The sequence below is a fragment of the Allopusillimonas ginsengisoli genome (genome assembly GCF_004153455.1).
Lineage (GTDB): Bacteria > Pseudomonadota > Gammaproteobacteria > Burkholderiales > Burkholderiaceae_B > Allopusillimonas > Allopusillimonas ginsengisoli.
The window spans coordinates 58,997-74,617 of sequence record NZ_SDQE01000007.1; the positions used below are offsets into that span (position 1 = coordinate 58,997).

The 15,621-nt window shown below is 58.4% G+C and carries 14 protein-coding genes; 2 read left to right on the forward strand and 12 right to left on the reverse strand.

Translation table 11 applies throughout. The features are described 5' to 3' along the window. Nucleotides 1-2: 2 nt before the first annotated feature. From fabZ to rpsB, 12 genes are all read right to left on the reverse strand, one after another. Complete coding sequence (gene fabZ, locus ERE07_RS13425) at nt 3-455, reverse strand: 3-hydroxyacyl-ACP dehydratase FabZ (protein ID WP_130009544.1); 453 nt, start codon at nt 453-455, stop codon at nt 3-5. Nucleotides 456-518: 63 nt separating this feature from the next. Further along, nucleotides 519-1,607: a UDP-3-O-(3-hydroxymyristoyl)glucosamine N-acyltransferase gene (gene lpxD / locus ERE07_RS13430; protein WP_130009545.1), complete on the reverse strand. Its 1,089-nt coding sequence runs from the start codon at nt 1,605-1,607 to the stop codon at nt 519-521. 6 nt (nt 1,608-1,613) lie between these two features. Beyond that, complete coding sequence (locus ERE07_RS13435) at nt 1,614-2,171, reverse strand: OmpH/Skp family outer membrane protein (protein ID WP_130009546.1); 558 nt, start codon at nt 2,169-2,171, stop codon at nt 1,614-1,616. A gap of 62 nt (nt 2,172-2,233) precedes the next feature. Then, nucleotides 2,234-4,576, reverse strand: coding sequence for an outer membrane protein assembly factor BamA (gene bamA / locus ERE07_RS13440; RefSeq protein WP_130009547.1), 2,343 nt, complete (start codon nt 4,574-4,576; stop codon nt 2,234-2,236). A 53-nt stretch (nt 4,577-4,629) separates the two neighbouring features. Next, nucleotides 4,630-5,961 carry an RIP metalloprotease RseP gene (gene rseP / locus ERE07_RS13445; protein WP_130009548.1) on the reverse strand — a complete coding sequence of 444 codons (1,332 nt, stop codon included), beginning with the start codon at nt 5,959-5,961 and terminating at the stop codon, nt 4,630-4,632. A 22-nt stretch (nt 5,962-5,983) separates the two neighbouring features. Further along, complete coding sequence (dxr, locus tag ERE07_RS13450) at nt 5,984-7,183, reverse strand: 1-deoxy-D-xylulose-5-phosphate reductoisomerase (protein WP_130009549.1); 1,200 nt, start codon at nt 7,181-7,183, stop codon at nt 5,984-5,986. After that, a complete protein-coding gene (locus ERE07_RS13455; RefSeq protein WP_130009550.1) occupies nt 7,180-8,046 on the reverse strand; it encodes a phosphatidate cytidylyltransferase in 867 nt (288 codons plus the stop codon). Before ERE07_RS13455 ends, dxr begins: the two co-directional genes overlap by 4 nt. Nucleotides 8,047-8,070: 24 nt before the next feature. Beyond that, nucleotides 8,071-8,835, reverse strand: coding sequence for a polyprenyl diphosphate synthase (gene uppS, locus ERE07_RS13460; RefSeq protein ID WP_130009551.1), 765 nt, complete (start codon nt 8,833-8,835; stop codon nt 8,071-8,073). A gap of 27 nt (nt 8,836-8,862) precedes the next feature. Then, nucleotides 8,863-9,423: a ribosome recycling factor gene (frr, locus tag ERE07_RS13465; RefSeq protein ID WP_130009552.1), complete on the reverse strand. Its 561-nt coding sequence runs from the start codon at nt 9,421-9,423 to the stop codon at nt 8,863-8,865. Nucleotides 9,424-9,436: 13 nt separating this feature from the next. After that, a complete protein-coding gene (gene pyrH / locus ERE07_RS13470; RefSeq protein WP_130009553.1) occupies nt 9,437-10,153 on the reverse strand; it encodes a UMP kinase in 717 nt (238 codons plus the stop codon). A 94-nt stretch (nt 10,154-10,247) separates the two neighbouring features. Then, the gene (tsf, locus tag ERE07_RS13475) at nt 10,248-11,126 is read right to left on the reverse strand and encodes a translation elongation factor Ts (protein ID WP_130009554.1); all 879 of its coding nucleotides are present in this window, start codon (nt 11,124-11,126) and stop codon (nt 10,248-10,250) included. Between the two features lie 121 nt (nt 11,127-11,247). After that, nucleotides 11,248-11,997, reverse strand: coding sequence for a 30S ribosomal protein S2 (gene rpsB, locus ERE07_RS13480; RefSeq protein WP_130009555.1), 750 nt, complete (start codon nt 11,995-11,997; stop codon nt 11,248-11,250). Between the two features lie 179 nt (nt 11,998-12,176). Between rpsB and map the strand changes: the two genes are divergently transcribed. Continuing rightward, a complete protein-coding gene (gene map / locus ERE07_RS13485; protein ID WP_425330982.1) occupies nt 12,177-13,016 on the forward strand; it encodes a type I methionyl aminopeptidase in 840 nt (279 codons plus the stop codon). A 4-nt stretch (nt 13,017-13,020) separates the two neighbouring features. Beyond that, entirely contained in the window at nt 13,021-15,621 is a 2,601-nt protein-coding gene (locus tag ERE07_RS13490; RefSeq protein WP_130009668.1) for a [protein-PII] uridylyltransferase, read from the forward strand.

Genomic DNA, 15,621 nt, shown 5'->3' on the forward strand with positions numbered 1-15,621 from the left:
TGCTATTCTTCCAGCACACGAATTGCGCACATAAGCTTGGCTTCGGCTGCGACTTGGCCATCAACGGTTGCCTGTGCGGTGTATTTACAGATGGAACGGCTGATACGATCGGCCGTGACCTCGAGCCTGAGCTGGTCGCCAGGCACTACCGGTCGGCGAAAGCGCGCACCGTCCACGCCAACCAGGTAGTAAGCAATCTTCTTGTCGGCAGGGTTGACATCGGAATCGTCTTCAAACGAAAACAGCGCGGCCGCTTGCGCGAGTGCTTCGATGATCAGCACGCCCGGCATCACCGGATGGTGAGGAAAATGTCCAGTAAAGAAAGGCTCATTCATCGAGACATTCTTGATGGCCACGATGCTTTTCCCAGGCACCATTTCGATAACGCGATCCACTAACAGCATGGGATAGCGATGCGGCAACCTGTCCATGATTTGTCGAATGTCGAGTTCCATCTTTTTATTTCCTGCTTGCGCGCACCGCCCCTGGCGATGCTTGTATGTGTGTAGTTAAATGCGTTATGCGTTGTTTTTTTCGGTTGCGCGCACACGACGGCGCAACTGAGCCAGCTGCCCTAAAACAGCTGCGTTGCGTTGCCAATCGCGATGTTCTGCAAAGGGATAAACCCCAGTGTACCTGCCCGGGCTGGTAATGCTGGACGTTATTGCTGTGCCCCCGGAAACATGCACATCGTCGCTCAATGTCAGGTGGCCGGACAGCATTGCCGCACCGCCGATGGTACACCGCTGCCCGATGATGGTGGAGCCCGCCACACCGACACACGCCGCCATGGCGGTGTGATCCCCCACCTGCACGTTGTGCGCAATCATGATCTGGTTGTCCAGCTTGACGCCGTTGCCCAACGTTGTGCTTTCGAGAGCACCGCGATCAACAGTGGTGTTCGCGCCGATCTCGACATCGTTTCCTAATTTGACGCCACCTATCTGGGCAATTTTGGTCCAGCCTGCGCCACCCGGCGTTGGCGCGAACCCAAACCCGTCGGCGCCCAGCACACAGCCTGAATGCAGGATAGCGCGATCGCCCACCTGGACACCATGATAAAGGGTGACCCGCGCATGCAGCAGACAATCGCTGCCCAATACGGAGCCTGCGCCGATGATGCAGCCTGGGCCAAGCCTGGTGCCGGTGCCGATGCGTGCGCCAGGCTCGATCACACAATGTGGGCCCACACTGACGCCATCGGCCAACTGCGCATCCGGCGCAATAATGGCTGTGGGATGTATGCCTTTTTCGAGACCTTGCACACGATGGCTGTCGAACCACTGTGCCAGCAAGGCATACATGACATAGGGCTGACTGCACACAATGACGCGATAGCCCGGATCCGATCCGACATAAGCCTGAAAATCCGCTTCGGTCATGATGACCGCCGCCGCCCGGCATGAGGCCAGTTGTTCGTGCAAGCGAGCATTGGAAAGAAAGCTGATTTCCTCTGGCCCCGCAGAAAGCAGAGAGCCCAGCCCCCGAATGCGAGGGCCGGGCTCATTTGTTGCTTGGGCTGGCCTGCAGTCCAGGCCTACGGTATTGGCTTCGGCCAGCAGTGTTTGCAGTGTGGGCGCCTGCTTGGGCGCTAGCAATACTGGCATCGTGTGTTAGCCGCCCAGGGCCTTCATCACCTGATCGGTGATATCGACACGTGGGCTGACGGTGACGGCATCCTGAATAATGAGATCGTAGCCTTGTTGTTCCGCGATCTGCTTAATGGCGGCGTCGGCCTTTTCGACGATCCCCGAGAACTCTTCATTGCGCCGGCGGTTGAAATCTTCCTGGAATTCGCGACGCTTGCGTTGCAGGTCGGAATCCAGATCAGCCAGTTTGCGCTGGCGCTTCACGCGCTCGGACTCTGACAGCACAGGCGCGTCTTTGTCGAGTTTTTGGGCTTCGCTGCGCAGCCGGTTGGCCATGCTTTGGAGCTCTTCATCGCGCTTCTTGAATTCGGACTCGATCTTGGATTGGGCAGCCTTGGCAGGCTTGGAGTCGCGCAGAATGCGTTCGGTGCTCACAAAGCCGATCTTGGTGGCTTGCGCGTGAACGACCGGAGCCGCCACCATGGCACCCAGGCCCAGTGCGCCAGCCAGTATCAGGGCGCGGTTGCTGCGCGCAAGGCCACTGGATATAGCGGAAAGTTTTAATGCGATTTGAGACTTCATGAACAATCTACCTTGCGAAAATGCAGAGATAAAACGGTTATTGTGCCATTAAACAGCGTACATCAGAAACCGGTGCCTATCTGGAACTGGAATGCCTGCTTGTCGTCGCCTTCCTTGGCATTGAGCGCGTGGCCCCATGACAGCTGCAGCGGCCCCAGCGGGGATTCCCAGGACAGACCGATACCGGTTGAATACTTCCAACCACATGGATCTTCTGCGTAATTATCTATCCCCCGCCCGCATCCGCCACCGGCCGTGTTATCGACCCGGCCTGCGTCGGCAAACAGGAACCAGCGTAGTGTACGATCTCGCGTCGCCCCGGGGAACGGCAGATACAACTGCATGTTACCGACGACACGGCGCGAGCCGCCCAGGTAATCATTGGTAAGAATGTCGCGCCCGCCCAGCGAGGCGCCTTCGTAGCCGCGCACGGAACCAATACCGCCGCCGTATACGTTCTTGATGACCGGGAAGCTCTTGCCGCCGTAGCTGCGGCCCCAATCAACCAGACCATTGAAGGCCAGCGTATACGCACGACCCAGCGGCACGTAGTATTGCTGCTGGGCGCTCAGCATGTAGTATTTGAGATCCATCGTGGACACATCCGCCGACAAGCGCGTATAGCTGCCTCTGTGCGGCGCCAAAGCGCTGTCGCGCGTATCCTTGGACCAACCCACGTTGAAGATCAGCGCGTTGGTGCCTTCGCCGTATTCTTCGACGAAGTCTTGGTAGGCACGCGGCGTATATTGAGGATCAAGTTCAGTGAGTTTGTTGTGCTCAAAGCTTACGCCAGCAAAGATACGGTCGAATTCGGAGATGGGTACACCGAAGTTCAGGCCGCCACCAATGGCGGTAACGCGATAATCGCCACGGGAGTAATCATTATCGTAAGGCGTTGTGCGGCGATAGTAGATCGACGTGGTTTTGCTGATACCGTCGCGCGTCCAGTATGGATTGGTATGCGAAATAACCGCTGCCCGGTTGGTTTCGCTGGTGTTCACTTGTAGCGACAGCGTATTGCCGCTGCCGAAGATGTTGTCTTGGCTGATGCCGGCCGACAGAATCACGCCGTCGGTGGATCCGTAGCCGACCCCGAGATTGATCAGGCCTGTGGGCTTTTCCTTGACATCGACATTGATGTCGATCTGGTCGGGCGAGCCTGCAACAGGTGTCGAGGAAACATCGATCTGGTTGAAATAACCGAGGCGATCTATGCGGTCGCGAGAATGCTTGATGGCATCGCCATCGTACCAGGCAGCCTCTTGCTGACGCATTTCGCGGCGGATGACCTCGTCGCGGGTGCGCGTATTGCCACCGATCTGGATGCGCCTGACGTAGACGCGGCTGCCCGGATCCACGTAAAAGGTAAGATCGGTTTCGTGAGATTCGCGATCCAGCACTGGATTGGGATTGACGTTGGCAAAGGCATATCCCAGCGTGCCGAGATATTCGGTGATTGCCTTGGCGGTTTCGTTGGTTTTGGTGGCGGAAAACGTTTCGTCGGCCTTGACCTTGACCAATTCCTGTATCTTGTCGTCCAACCCGAGCAGATCGCCCGCCAGCTTGACGCTGCGCACCTTGTAGGGTTCGCCTTCGTGCAGCGTGTAGGTGATGAAGATATCTTTACGGTCTGGCGAGATCGTGACCTGAGGCGGCTCGGCAGAATATTCGAGGTAACCCCGATCCAGATAGAACGACCGCAAGCGCTCGATATCGCCTTCGAGCTTTTCGCGCGAGTATTTGTCGGTGCTGGTGTACCACGTCATCATGCCTGATGTGGTGAGCTCCATTTCGTCTTTGAGTTTGCCCTCGGAGAATGCCTTGTTGCCAACGACATGTATTTCGCTGATCTTGGCGCGGTCGCCCTCGAACACTTCGAAGCTGACGCCGACGCGATTGCGTGGCAGCGGCGTAATAATGGGATTGATTTCGACCCCATACTTGCCCTTGGACAGGTACTGCTGTTCGATTTCGAAGCGGGCGCGCTCCAGCATGGAGCGATCAAACACCCTGCCCTCGCCGAACCCTACCTGGCGCAGCGACTGCGTGATGGCCTTGACGTCGAACTCCCGCATGCCATTGAAACTGACGGAGGCGATGGTGGGGCGTTCCTGCACTGTGACGACCAGCACATCATTGCTGGTATCGATCCGCACATCGCTGAAGAATCCTGTGGCGTAAAGCCGCTGAATGGCCTCGCTGGCCTGGGCTTCGGTAAACTGCTCACCCACCTTGACAGGCAGGTAGCTGAAGATGGTGCCGGCGTCGACGCGCTGTATGCCATCAACCTTGATATCACGCACAACAAATGGCGTGAACGCGTTCGCAATGCAAGGTAGCAGCAATGCGGCCAGCAGCGCGGGCAAACTGCGTTTGGCAAAATAGGGTTTCCGGCTAAACGACATCCTGAACAGTCCTTGGGCGACTAAATGGTGGAAGATTGTACGGCACAATGCCTCTAGCTGAAAAGGCGCGAAAAATCATTGAAAAAAGCCAGGCTCATCAGTGCAGCAAGCAGACCCAGGCCGATCCGCTGGCCATTTTCCAGCCACTTTTCAGGTATGGGTTTGCCCCGGACAGCCTCGACAAGGTAATACATGAGGTGGCCGCCATCGAGCATGGGGATGGGTAGCAAATTTAACACGCCAATGCTGACACTGATCAGTGCAAGAAACCCTATATAGGCCGCAAGACCGATGCGGGCGGTTTGGCCCGCGTAATCGGCGATGGTGACCGGGCCGCTGACATTGCGCAGGGAAATATCCCCTGTGACCATGCGCCCCATCATCTTGAGAGAATACCAGACTGTCTCTGCGGTGCGTGTGAACCCGCGCTGTACACTATCGAACAGACCGTAGCGGACTGTAACCATGGGAAAGTCGGCGGTCAGCATGACGCCTATTCGCCCAATGGTGCCCCCGTCGGGTGACGTCTCCGCCTTGGGGGTAACGTCCAGCGTAACGAGCGCCCCATCTCGCAATACGGAGATCGCGAGGGCTTGCCCAGCGTGTTTCTGGATTTCCTGTACCAGGGCATTGGCGCCGGGATGCTGTAAATCGCCCGCGGAAACAATAACATCTCCGGTGCGCAATCCCGCCGCCTCGCCTGCGCTATCAGGATTGACGTTGCCGACCATGGGCTGCGGCGCAGCCAGAGCCAAACCGGCCTGCGCCATGGGATCCGGACCATCCGGCTCGACTGCCCCCGGCGCAAACCGCAGAAGCCGCTGACGTGACGCGCCCTCGGAATCCACCTGAAGCGATGCTTCACCGCCTGCGGTGACAACATCCAGCAGTTGCCAACGAGCTTCGCCCCAGGACTGCACGGGCTGGCCATTTACAGCGGTAATGCGATCGCCCGCCTGAATGCCTGCCTGTGCGGCGACTGTTTCTGCCGCAGGCTGGGCCAGTATGGCCGCTGGCTCGTTGGTGCCAACGAGATTGAGCATCGTGTACAGGAGCGCGGCAAGGATCAGATTGGCCATGGGGCCGGCCAGCACGATCGCGCTGCGTTGTCCCAGCGATTTGTTATTGAAGGCCTGATTGGCAAGTTCTGGCGAAGCACCCTCTGGCGCTTCATCCATCATTTTGACGTAACCCCCCAACGGAATGGCAGACAACGCCCATTCTGTGCCCTGCTTGTCGGTGCGCTGCGCCAGTACTTTGCCGAATCCCACGGAAAACCGCAACACGCGCACGCCGCAGCGCCGTGCTACCCAGTAATGCCCAAGCTCGTGAAACGTAATCAGAACGCCCAGGGCAATGGCAAAGGCAAGTATGGTGTAAAGCATCAAATTCCAGAAAAACAGTGCGTCAGGCCGCCGACAGGCAGAACTCGGACGCCATGGCGCGCGTATGCGCGTCAAGCGCCAGCACATCATCGAGGGTTTCCGGCGAGGAAATCGCCTGCCCTCCAACTCGGTTCAGACAGGCTTCGATAATACGGGCTATCTGAGTATAGCTAATCTGCTGTTTCAAAAAACGGTCTACCGCGATCTCGTTGGCCGCGTTCAAGGCGATGCAGGCAACTTGCCCTGCTCGCAGCGCCTCGAACGCCAATCGCAGGCACGGAAAGCGGTTCAGATCGGGTAATTCAAAATCCAGTCTGCCCAGTGTTGCCAGATCAAACAGGCCCACCCCGCTATCGATGCGGTCCGGGAAACCAAGACCATAGGCAATGGGCGTGCGCATATCAGGCTGGCCCAGCTGAGCCAGTATCGAACCATCCTCGTATTCGACCATGGAATGCACTTTGCTTTGGGGGTGAATCAGCACTTGAATGCGCTCCACCGGCATGGCAAACAACCAATGCGCTTCGATGACCTCAAGCCCTTTGTTCAGCATGGTTGCCGAGTCGACAGAAATCTTGCGGCCCATGCTCCAATTGGGATGCGCACATGCCTGGTCGGGCGTGACATGATCCAGTTGGTCCAGTGGCGTACTGCGGAACGGGCCCCCTGAAGCGGTCACCAGCAAGCGCCGGACCCCCGGCGCCGGGTGGCTTCCGGGGCATCCTGAGCTGTGGGGAAGACATTGGAAAATGGCATTGTGCTCGCTGTCGATGGGCAGCAGTTCTGCGCCGCACTCTCGTACAGTACGCATGAACAGCTCTCCGGCGGCCACCAACGCTTCTTTATTGGCCAGCAAAACGCGCTTGCCCGCCTGTGCCGCGGCCAATGCCGCCGGCAAGCCGGCCGCGCCGACGATGGCCGCCATCACCGACGTTACCTCGGTATCGGCAACGGTTTCGGCCAACGCGGTGGCGCCTACCCGGATTTCAGGCGCACGCTGACTGGCGGGCCATGCCTGTACAAAGCGCGCGCGAGCCGCCTCATTGGGCACCACAACGACCCGGGCACGCGTTGCCTGCGCCTGCGCAGCGAGACGCTCGATGCGGCTATACGCACTCAGCGCATAGACGTTCAGCGTATCGCGATGGCGTGCGATGACGTCAAGCGTATTCTCGCCAATGGATCCGGTGGAACCCAGCACGCAGATCTGTTGCACCTTCATGACGATCCGAACCCTGTTGACAGCAAAAACGCGAACGGCGCCACGGGGAGCAATGCGTCGATACGATCGTAAACGCCTCCGTGCCCAGGCAGCAGTTGACTGGAGTCCTTGACCCCAGCGCGACGTTTAAGCAACGACTCAAACAAATCACCCATAATGGAGATCGCCGCCAGAAAAACGGCGATCAACAATACGCCCCACCATGCCCAACGTTCAGCCAGCACTGCGCCGAAACTGCCAGGCCACAACATGGTTAGCATGACCCAGACCGTCGCGCCGACAACCCCCCCCGCAGCGCCCTCCCAGGTTTTTCCCGGGCTTACTCTGGGCGCGAGCTTGTGACGGCCCAGCGCCTTGCCGACAAAGTAGGCGCTGATGTCAGCGATCCAGATCAGCGCGAGCAAGGACACAAGATACCAGGCGCCATGTATGCGATAGAGCTGGACCAGCGCGACCCAGCAGGTCACTACTGCAGCGAGGCCAAAGAGGCTGAGCAACAGCCCATTGGCGCGATGCGCTGCCTGACCGCGCAATACCATCCCTGTGGCGCCCACCAACCAAATGGCAGCCACAACGGGCAATGCCCAGCGGTTGGCGTGTAGCAATGCGGTCCATGTCCATTGGGGCGGCTGGGTGGACAGCCACTGCAGCGCCAGGATCATCAGTCCCACGCCGACCACTGCGGCAACCGCGGCGGGACCGGACTGGCCCGCGCCAGGCCAGGTCAGCCGCAACCATTCCCATAACGCACATGCGGCGATCAGCGTCAACAACAGCACGAGAGGCAATGGGCTGGGGGCGAGCAAGGCCGCCAGCAGAACAGCGAGCAAGACGATGGCGGTAATAACGCGCTGCTTGAGCATGAAAGCCCCCCTTGAACCTTGCGGTTATTTTTCCTGCGCAGCCAACTGGGCGCTGGTGCGCCCGAAACGACGCTCTCTTTCTTTGTACCACCTGAACGCGGCATCTATTTCTTTGGCGCCGAAATCGGGCCAGTACAGGCCAGTGAAATACAGTTCTGTATAGGCCAATTGCCAAATTAAAAAATTGGAAATACGTTGTTCGCCGCCGGTGCGAATAAAAAGGTCTGGCTCCGGCGCGAAAGCCATGGACAAGTACTTGGTGAGCGCCGCTTCGTTCAGCGCTTCTGGGTTGGTGGCGAACTCAGGGTGCTCGGCAAGCAGATGGCGCATCGCTTGCAGGACATCCCAGCGACCGCCGTAATTGGCCGCAATGGTGAGATTCAGTGAGCTATTGTGCGCAGTACGCTCCTCGGCTTCCCGAATCAGGCGCTGCAATGACGGATCGAAGGCGGAGAGATCACCAACGATGCGCAAACGGACACCCTGTGCCTCCAACCGCACGATCTCGCGTTCAAGCGTTTGCATGAACAAGCGCATCAGAAGCGAAACCTCTTCCGGAGGGCGGCGCCAGTTCTCGGAGCTGAATGCAAAAAGGGTAAGGTATTCGACGCCACGCCGTCCACACGCCTCGACAATCCGCCGTACGGCCCGTACGCCTCGAACGTGGCCTGCGGTACGTGGTAGAAATCGAGCAGTCGCCCACCGTCCGTTGCCATCCATGATAATGGCCAGATGCCGCGGAACTTCCGAGGCATCTGGAATGGCGAGCGTAGATGAAGTTGCTGACATCGAAAAAACCGGAAGGCGCACGTGGCGCTATACGGTCATGATTTCGGCTTCTTTCTGACTGACAAGCTTGTCAATCTCGGCCACGTGGCGATCAGTCAACTTCTGGATATCATCTTGCATACGGCGTTCGTCGTCCTCGGAGATTTCCTTGTCCTTGACCATTTTTTTGAGCGCATCGTTGGCATCGCGGCGCAGATTGCGTACTGCAATCTTGGCGTCTTCGCCTTCGGTGCGCACGACCTTGGTCAGGTCACGACGACGCTCTTCGGTCAGCGCCGGCATGGGCACACGGATGCTGTCTCCCATGGAAATGGGGTTGAGCCCGAGGTCGGATTCGCGTATGGCCTTCTCGACCGGGCCCGCCATGTTTTTTTCCCAGACCTGCACGCTGATGGTGCGCGCGTCGATCAGGTTGACATTGGCAACCTGGCTGATGGGCACCGGCGAACCGTAGTATTCAACCAGGACATGGTCGAGTATACCTGTATGCGCACGCCCTGTGCGGATCTTGGCCAGGCTGGTTTTAAGCGCTTCGATGGATTTCCCCATGCGCGTTTCGGCCGAACTCTTGACTTCTGAAAGGCTCATTGCGGTTCCTTTATCAAACGTGCACCAAAGTGCCTTCGTCCTCGCCGGACACGGCGCGCTTGAGTGCTCCTGGCTTGTTGATGGAAAACACCTTGATAGGCAGCTTTTGGTCGCGGCATAGCGCGAACGCGGTCGCATCCATGACCTCGAGCCGGCGCACAATGGCTTCATCGAAGCTGATGCGCGCATAACGGGTTGCGTCAGGGTCTTTGTTGGGATCAGCGCTGTAGATCCCGTCGACCTTGGTGGCTTTCAGCACGATTTCAGCGCCGATTTCGGCGCCACGCAGGGCAGCCGCCGTGTCCGTGGTGAAAAACGGATTGCCCGTGCCGGCAGCAAAAATAACGACCTTTCCTTCTTCGAGGTAGCGCAATGCCTTGGGCCGGATATATGGCTCAACGACCTGGTCGAGATTCAGGGCCGACTGAACGCGTGCATCGATGCCCCGGTTCTTGAGCGCGTCCTGGAGGGCAAGCGCATTCATGACCGTTGCCATCATGCCCATGTAATCCGCCGTGGCGCGGTCCATGCCTTGCGCGCCGGGTGCCACGCCGCGAAAAATATTGCCGCCACCTATGACGATAGCAAGCTCCACACCCAGCGCGGACACCTCGGCAATTTCTTCGGTCATGCGCAGGATAGTGGCACGATTGATCCCAAAGGCGTCCTCACCCATCAGCGCTTCGCCGGACAGTTTGAGGAGGACACGCTTATACGATCTGGTGGTCATAGGTAGTTTTCCCAGTAAACAAACCAACGAAAGTGTAAGCCAGACCCGGGCCTGCGTGGTAGCGCAGACCCGAATATTTTGCCGTAATTGGTAATCAGGCGTTGCCGCCGGCGGCTGCGGCCACTTCTGCCGCGAAGTCTTCGGACTTCTTCTCGATGCCTTCGCCCACTACGTAAAGTGCAAAGCGAGAGATGCTGGCGCCCTTCTCTTTGAGCATCTGCTCCACCGACTGCTTATCGTTCTTGACAAACGGCTGGGACAACAGGGTGACTTCCTTGAGGAATTTCTGAACCGAGCCTTCGACCATCTTGGCGACGATCTCTGCAGGCTTGCCGGATTCAGCCGCCTTTTGCTCGGCAACGGAACGCTCCGTCGCAATTACGTCTGCAGGCACGCCACTGGCGTCAAGCGCCTTGGGCTTGGTGGCGGCAATATGCATGGCCAGATCCTTGCCGGTTTCGTCAGCGCCGGAGAAGTCCACCAATACGCCGATGCGGCCACCGTGCAGGTAGCTGGCCAGCTGGTTCTCGGTTTCGAAGCGCTGAAAACGACGCACGCTGATGTTTTCGCCAATCTTGCCAACCAGGGTCGAACGGGTGGTTTCCACCGTGCCCTCGCCCATGGGCAGATCGTTGAGCGCAGCCACATCCGCAGGATTTTTTTCTGTGATCAATGCAGCCAGTGCGTTCACGAACCCGATGAAATCGTCGTTCTTGGCAACGAAGTCGGTTTCGCAGTTGACTTCGACGACAGCGCCGGATTTGCCGTCAGACGAAATGTGCAGACCGATCAAGCCTTCGGCGGTAACGCGGGCCGCTGCTTTGCTAGCCTTGTTGCCCAGCTTGACGCGGAGAATTTCTTCGGCGCGGGCCAGATCGCCGTCGGCCTCTGTGAGCGCTTTTTTGCACTCCATCATGGGTGCGTCGGTTTTTTCGCGCAATTCTTTGACCATGGAAGCGGTAATTTGAGCCACAATTTTCTCCAATTATCTAAAACACGCCCCGGTCGGGCCGGGGCAGGTGCGAAATGTCGGCGGCGCGCCGCCGCGAAGGCGACGGCGGCCGGCACCTGGCGTGGCGCCAGGCGGCGTATGCTTATTCGCGCTCTTCTTCGACCTCGACGAACTCTTCATCGCCTTCGGTGATTTCTTCGACCAGGCCATTGAGATTCTGCTCACGGCCTTCGAGGACGGCATCGGCCAGACCGCGGGCATACAGGGCAATCGCCTTGGCAGAGTCGTCGTTGCCAGGAATGACGTGGGCAACGCCATCGGGCGAGTGGTTGGTGTCAACCACGCCCACGACCGGGATGCCCAGTGTGCTGGCTTCGGCCACGGCAATCTTGTGGTAGCCAACGTCGATGATGAACAAGGCATCGGGCAAGGTGTTCATGTCTTTGATGCCGCCAATGGATTTGTTCAGCTTGGCCAACTCGCGCTCGAACATGAGCGCTTCTTTCTTGCTCATGGTTTCGGTGGCGCCTTCGGCCAACTGGGCTTCCATTTCTTTCAGGCGCTTGACCGACGTCTTGACCGTTTTGAAATTGGTCATCATGCCACCCAGCCAGCGGCTGTCGACATAAGGCATGCCGCAGCGGGCAGCTTCGGCAGCGACGATTTCGCGCGCGGCGCGCTTGGTGCCGACGAACAGGATGGTGCCTCCGCGGGCAGCCGTCTGGCGCACGAATTTGGCGGCTTCCTGGAACTTGCCAACCGTTTGCTCAAGGTTGACAATGTGGATCTTGTTGCGTTGACCGAAGATGAACGGAGCCATCTTGGGGTTCCAGTAACGGGTCTGGTGGCCAAAGTGCACACCAGCTTCAAGCATTTCGCGCATTAAAGACATGATATTCTCCAAGGGTTTGGTCTTGTACCGGGCCAGCATCCGCTGTGCAGCAATGCACATGTATTGCGAACACCCTAAGGCGACCCGGCACGCGATTTACATAAATACGGCATTGATTTGCCGTCGCGGCCTGCGGATTAAGTGCCCCAACAAGGGGTAAAAATCCGAGAAAGCCTATAATTCTACTATTTTTAAGCCATACATATCAAGTTACCATGAGTAGTCTCGTTACCGACCCCGCTGATCTCGAAAAGATGCGCACTGCATGCCAAACGGCCGCTGCCATCCTCGATTACCTTACGCCACACGTTCAACCAGGTGTCACCACAGGCGAGCTGGACAAGCTATGCATGGACTACATCGCGCAGCACGACATCAAGTCGGCGACGGTGGGCTATGCGCCGCCAGGCTACACGCCGTTTCCCGCGTCCATCTGCACTTCCGTCAACCATGTAATCTGTCATGGCATTCCGGGCGACAAAGTGCTCAAGCATGGCGACATCATGAATATTGATGTCACCATCATTCAGGACGGCTGGTTTGGCGACACCAGCCGCATGTTTTACATTGGCGAACCCTCCATTCTGGCGCGGCGCCTCACCGAAACCACATTCGAATGCATGTGGCTGGGGATCGACCAGGTGCGCCCAGGCGCAACGCTCGGAGACGTTGGCCACGCCATCCAGAAGCATGCGGAAAAACAGGGGTTTTCAGTGGTCCGCGAATACTGCGGACACGGCGTAGGCCGAAAATTCCATCAGGATCCCCAGGTACTGCATTATGGCAAGCCAGGCACAGGCGTTCGGCTCGAACCCGGCATGATTTTTACCATCGAGCCCATGATCAATGCCGGTCGCAAGGAAATTCGCACATTGGCCGATGGCTGGACCGTCGTCACGCGCGACCACAGCCTGTCCGCCCAATGGGAGCACGCGGTGCTGGTCACCGACACGGGTTACGAAGTGCTTACAGTGTCCGAAGGCATGCCCCGTCCACCGGCTTTCATAGCGGGTGCCTGAAACCATGAACGGCGTGGCCAAGCCAGCCGTCACGCTCGAGGTGCTCCGCAAGCAGCTTGCCAGCAAGCGGAACGCCGCCATCGACGCGTTTCGCCATCACCTGCGCCCCGACACGCTGTTGACCGCGTTGCGCCGAATCACCGATCAGACACTGCGCGAACTGGTGCGCCTGCATCCACTGCCTGCCGGCGCGACGCTCGCTGCAGTCGGTGGCTACGGCCGCGGAGAGCTTTACCCTTATTCTGATGTCGATGTGCTGGTCCTGTTGCGCCACCCCCCTGGCCCCGATGAAAGCAGCAAGATATCGTCCCTGATCGCCTCAATGTGGGATCTGGGGGTTGAGCCTGGTCACAGCGTCCGCACGGTAGAGGACTGTCAACGCGAAGCGGCCAACGACATCACTGTGGAAACGTCCCTGCTCGAGGCCCGCTGGCTGGTAGGCAGTAAAGATCTGTTGCAGGCCCTGCGCACGACGATGCGAGAACAACTTGATCCCCAGACGTTTTTCCAGGCCAAACGGGCCGAAATGCAGCAGCGCCACGCTCGGCATCAAGATACGCCTTACGCACTCGAACCAAATTGCAAAGAGGCGCCCGGCGGCCTGCGTGATCTGCAAATTCTGTTGTGGATCGCCCAGGCTGCGGGACTGGGCCAAAGCTGGCGTGAGATCGCCCGGACCGACTGGCTCATGCCCTCCGAATACCGAGCGCTGCGCCGTGCCGAACAAGCCTTCAAGCGCCTGCGTATAGAACTGCACCTATTGGCTGGTCGCCGCGAAGATCGCGTGTTGTTCGATCTGCAGCCAGCGCTGGCTGCCGTATATGGCTTCGAGGCAACCCGAAATCGCAGGCCGAGCGAAATACTCATGCAACGCTATTACTGGGCAGCGCGGGTCGTCAATCAGCTCAATGTCATTCTGATGCAGAGCATGGAAGAGCGCCTGTTCGCGCTGCCGGCAGACCAGACACGCGCCATCGACGACGATTTTTGTGTCGTGCGCGGGCGGCTGGGCATCAAGCGCGAAGATGGTTTCGAGCGCAATCCCGCGCTGCTGTTTCGTGCTTTTCTGGTGATGCAAGAGCACCCCGAAATTGAAGGCACAACGGCTCAGGCGCTTCGCGCCATGTGGCATGCGCGGCGCCGCATCGATGCGCAGTTCCGCCGCAATCCCGTGAACCGTCATCAGTTCCTGCAGATTCTGCAACAGCCGCGCGGTATTGTGCATGCGCTCAGGCGCATGACCATGCTCAATATTCTGCCACGCTACCTGCCCGTGTTTCGCCGCATCGTGGGGCAGATGCAGCACGACCTGTTTCACGCCTACACCGTCGATCAGCATATTCTGATGGTCGTGCGCAATCTTCGCCGCTTCACCATGCCCGAACATGCGCAAGAATACCCGCTAGCCAGCCAGCTGATCGCGGACTTCGACCGCCACTGGCTGCTTTATGTCGCAGCGCTCTACCATGACATTGCGAAAGGACGCGGTGGCGATCACTCCGAGCTGGGCGCCATTGAAGTGCGGCGTTTCTGTAACGACCATGGCATCGACGGCGCAGACAAAGACTTGGTCGAGTTCCTGGTCCGCGATCACCTGACCATGTCCATGGTGGCTCAAAAGCGCGATCTGAGCGACCCGGATGTCGTTCGGGAGTTCGTGCTCAAGGTCGGCGACGAACGCAGACTGACGGCGCTCTATCTGCTAACGGTTGCCGATATCCGCGGCACAAGCCCCAAGGTATGGAATACCTGGAAAGGAAAACTGCTGGAAGATCTTTACCGGCAGGCGTTGGCTATGCTGGGTGGCGCACAGCCCGACACCAATACCGTCCTGGCACAGCGCAAGCAGGCCGCAGCAAATGAAATCCGCCTCATGGGACTGCGCGACGAAAGCCGTGACGCGTTCTGGAGCCAGCTCGATGTGGCCTACTTCCTGCGCCATGAATCCAGTGAAATCGCCTGGCATACGCGGCAGCTTTACTATCGTGTCGACACGCAAGAGCCGGTCGTCAAGGCACGCGTCATTGGCCAGAATGAAGCCCTGCAGGTCATGGTATATACCCGCGACCGGGAGGATCTGTTCGTGAATATCTGCCATTATTTCGATCGCCGAGGATTCAGCGTTCAGGATGCACGCATCCATACCACTCATCATCGCTGGGCGCTGGACAGCTTTATCGTGCTGTTGCCTGGTCTGGACAGAGACTATCGCTCGAATGCTTCACTGGTTGAACACGAACTGAACGAGGCGCTGCGCCCCGTCGCCCCGCCTTCTTTGCGTGCGCCCTCCAATACGCTTGCCCGACGGGTCGGTTCCCGCCGCGCGCGGGTATTTCCGATTGTGCCCAATGTCGAGCTTCAGCCAGATGAACACAGCACGTCCTGGCGACTATCCGTCACGGCGGCCGACAGGCCCGGACTGCTTTATAGCCTGGCGCAAGTATTCGCAAAAAACAGCATAGGGCTCAAAATGGCCAAGATCATGACGCTGGGCGATCGTGTCGAAGACATTTTCATCATTGAGGGCGACATCCTTGGGCATCCTCGCGAACAACTTCGTTTCGAGCGCGATTTATTGACAACGCTTGACACCTCGACTACCTGA

Excerpts from the sequence above, each read along its gene's own strand:
- ERE07_RS13455 (WP_130009550.1), bottom strand. The coding sequence starts at position 8,046 with ATGCTCAAGCAGCGCGTTATTACCGCCATCGTCTTGCTCGCTGTTCTG.
- rpsB (WP_130009555.1), bottom strand. The coding sequence starts at position 11,997 with ATGTCTTTAATGCGCGAAATGCTTGAAGCTGGTGTGCACTTTGGCCAC.
- ERE07_RS13490 (WP_130009668.1), top strand. The coding sequence starts at position 13,021 with ATGAACGGCGTGGCCAAGCCAGCCGTCACGCTCGAGGTGCTCCGCAAG.
- rseP (WP_130009548.1), bottom strand. The coding sequence starts at position 5,961 with ATGCTTTACACCATACTTGCCTTTGCCATTGCCCTGGGCGTTCTGATT.
- uppS (WP_130009551.1), bottom strand. The coding sequence starts at position 8,835 with ATGTCAGCAACTTCATCTACGCTCGCCATTCCAGATGCCTCGGAAGTT.
- ERE07_RS13435 (WP_130009546.1), bottom strand. The coding sequence starts at position 2,171 with ATGAAGTCTCAAATCGCATTAAAACTTTCCGCTATATCCAGTGGCCTT.
- lpxD (WP_130009545.1), bottom strand. The coding sequence starts at position 1,607 with ATGCCAGTATTGCTAGCGCCCAAGCAGGCGCCCACACTGCAAACACTG.
- frr (WP_130009552.1), bottom strand. The coding sequence starts at position 9,423 with ATGAGCCTTTCAGAAGTCAAGAGTTCGGCCGAAACGCGCATGGGGAAA.
- dxr (WP_130009549.1), bottom strand. The coding sequence starts at position 7,183 with ATGAAGGTGCAACAGATCTGCGTGCTGGGTTCCACCGGATCCATTGGC.
- bamA (WP_130009547.1), bottom strand. The coding sequence starts at position 4,576 with ATGTCGTTTAGCCGGAAACCCTATTTTGCCAAACGCAGTTTGCCCGCG.
- fabZ (WP_130009544.1), bottom strand. The coding sequence starts at position 455 with ATGGAACTCGACATTCGACAAATCATGGACAGGTTGCCGCATCGCTAT.
- pyrH (WP_130009553.1), bottom strand. The coding sequence starts at position 10,153 with ATGACCACCAGATCGTATAAGCGTGTCCTCCTCAAACTGTCCGGCGAA.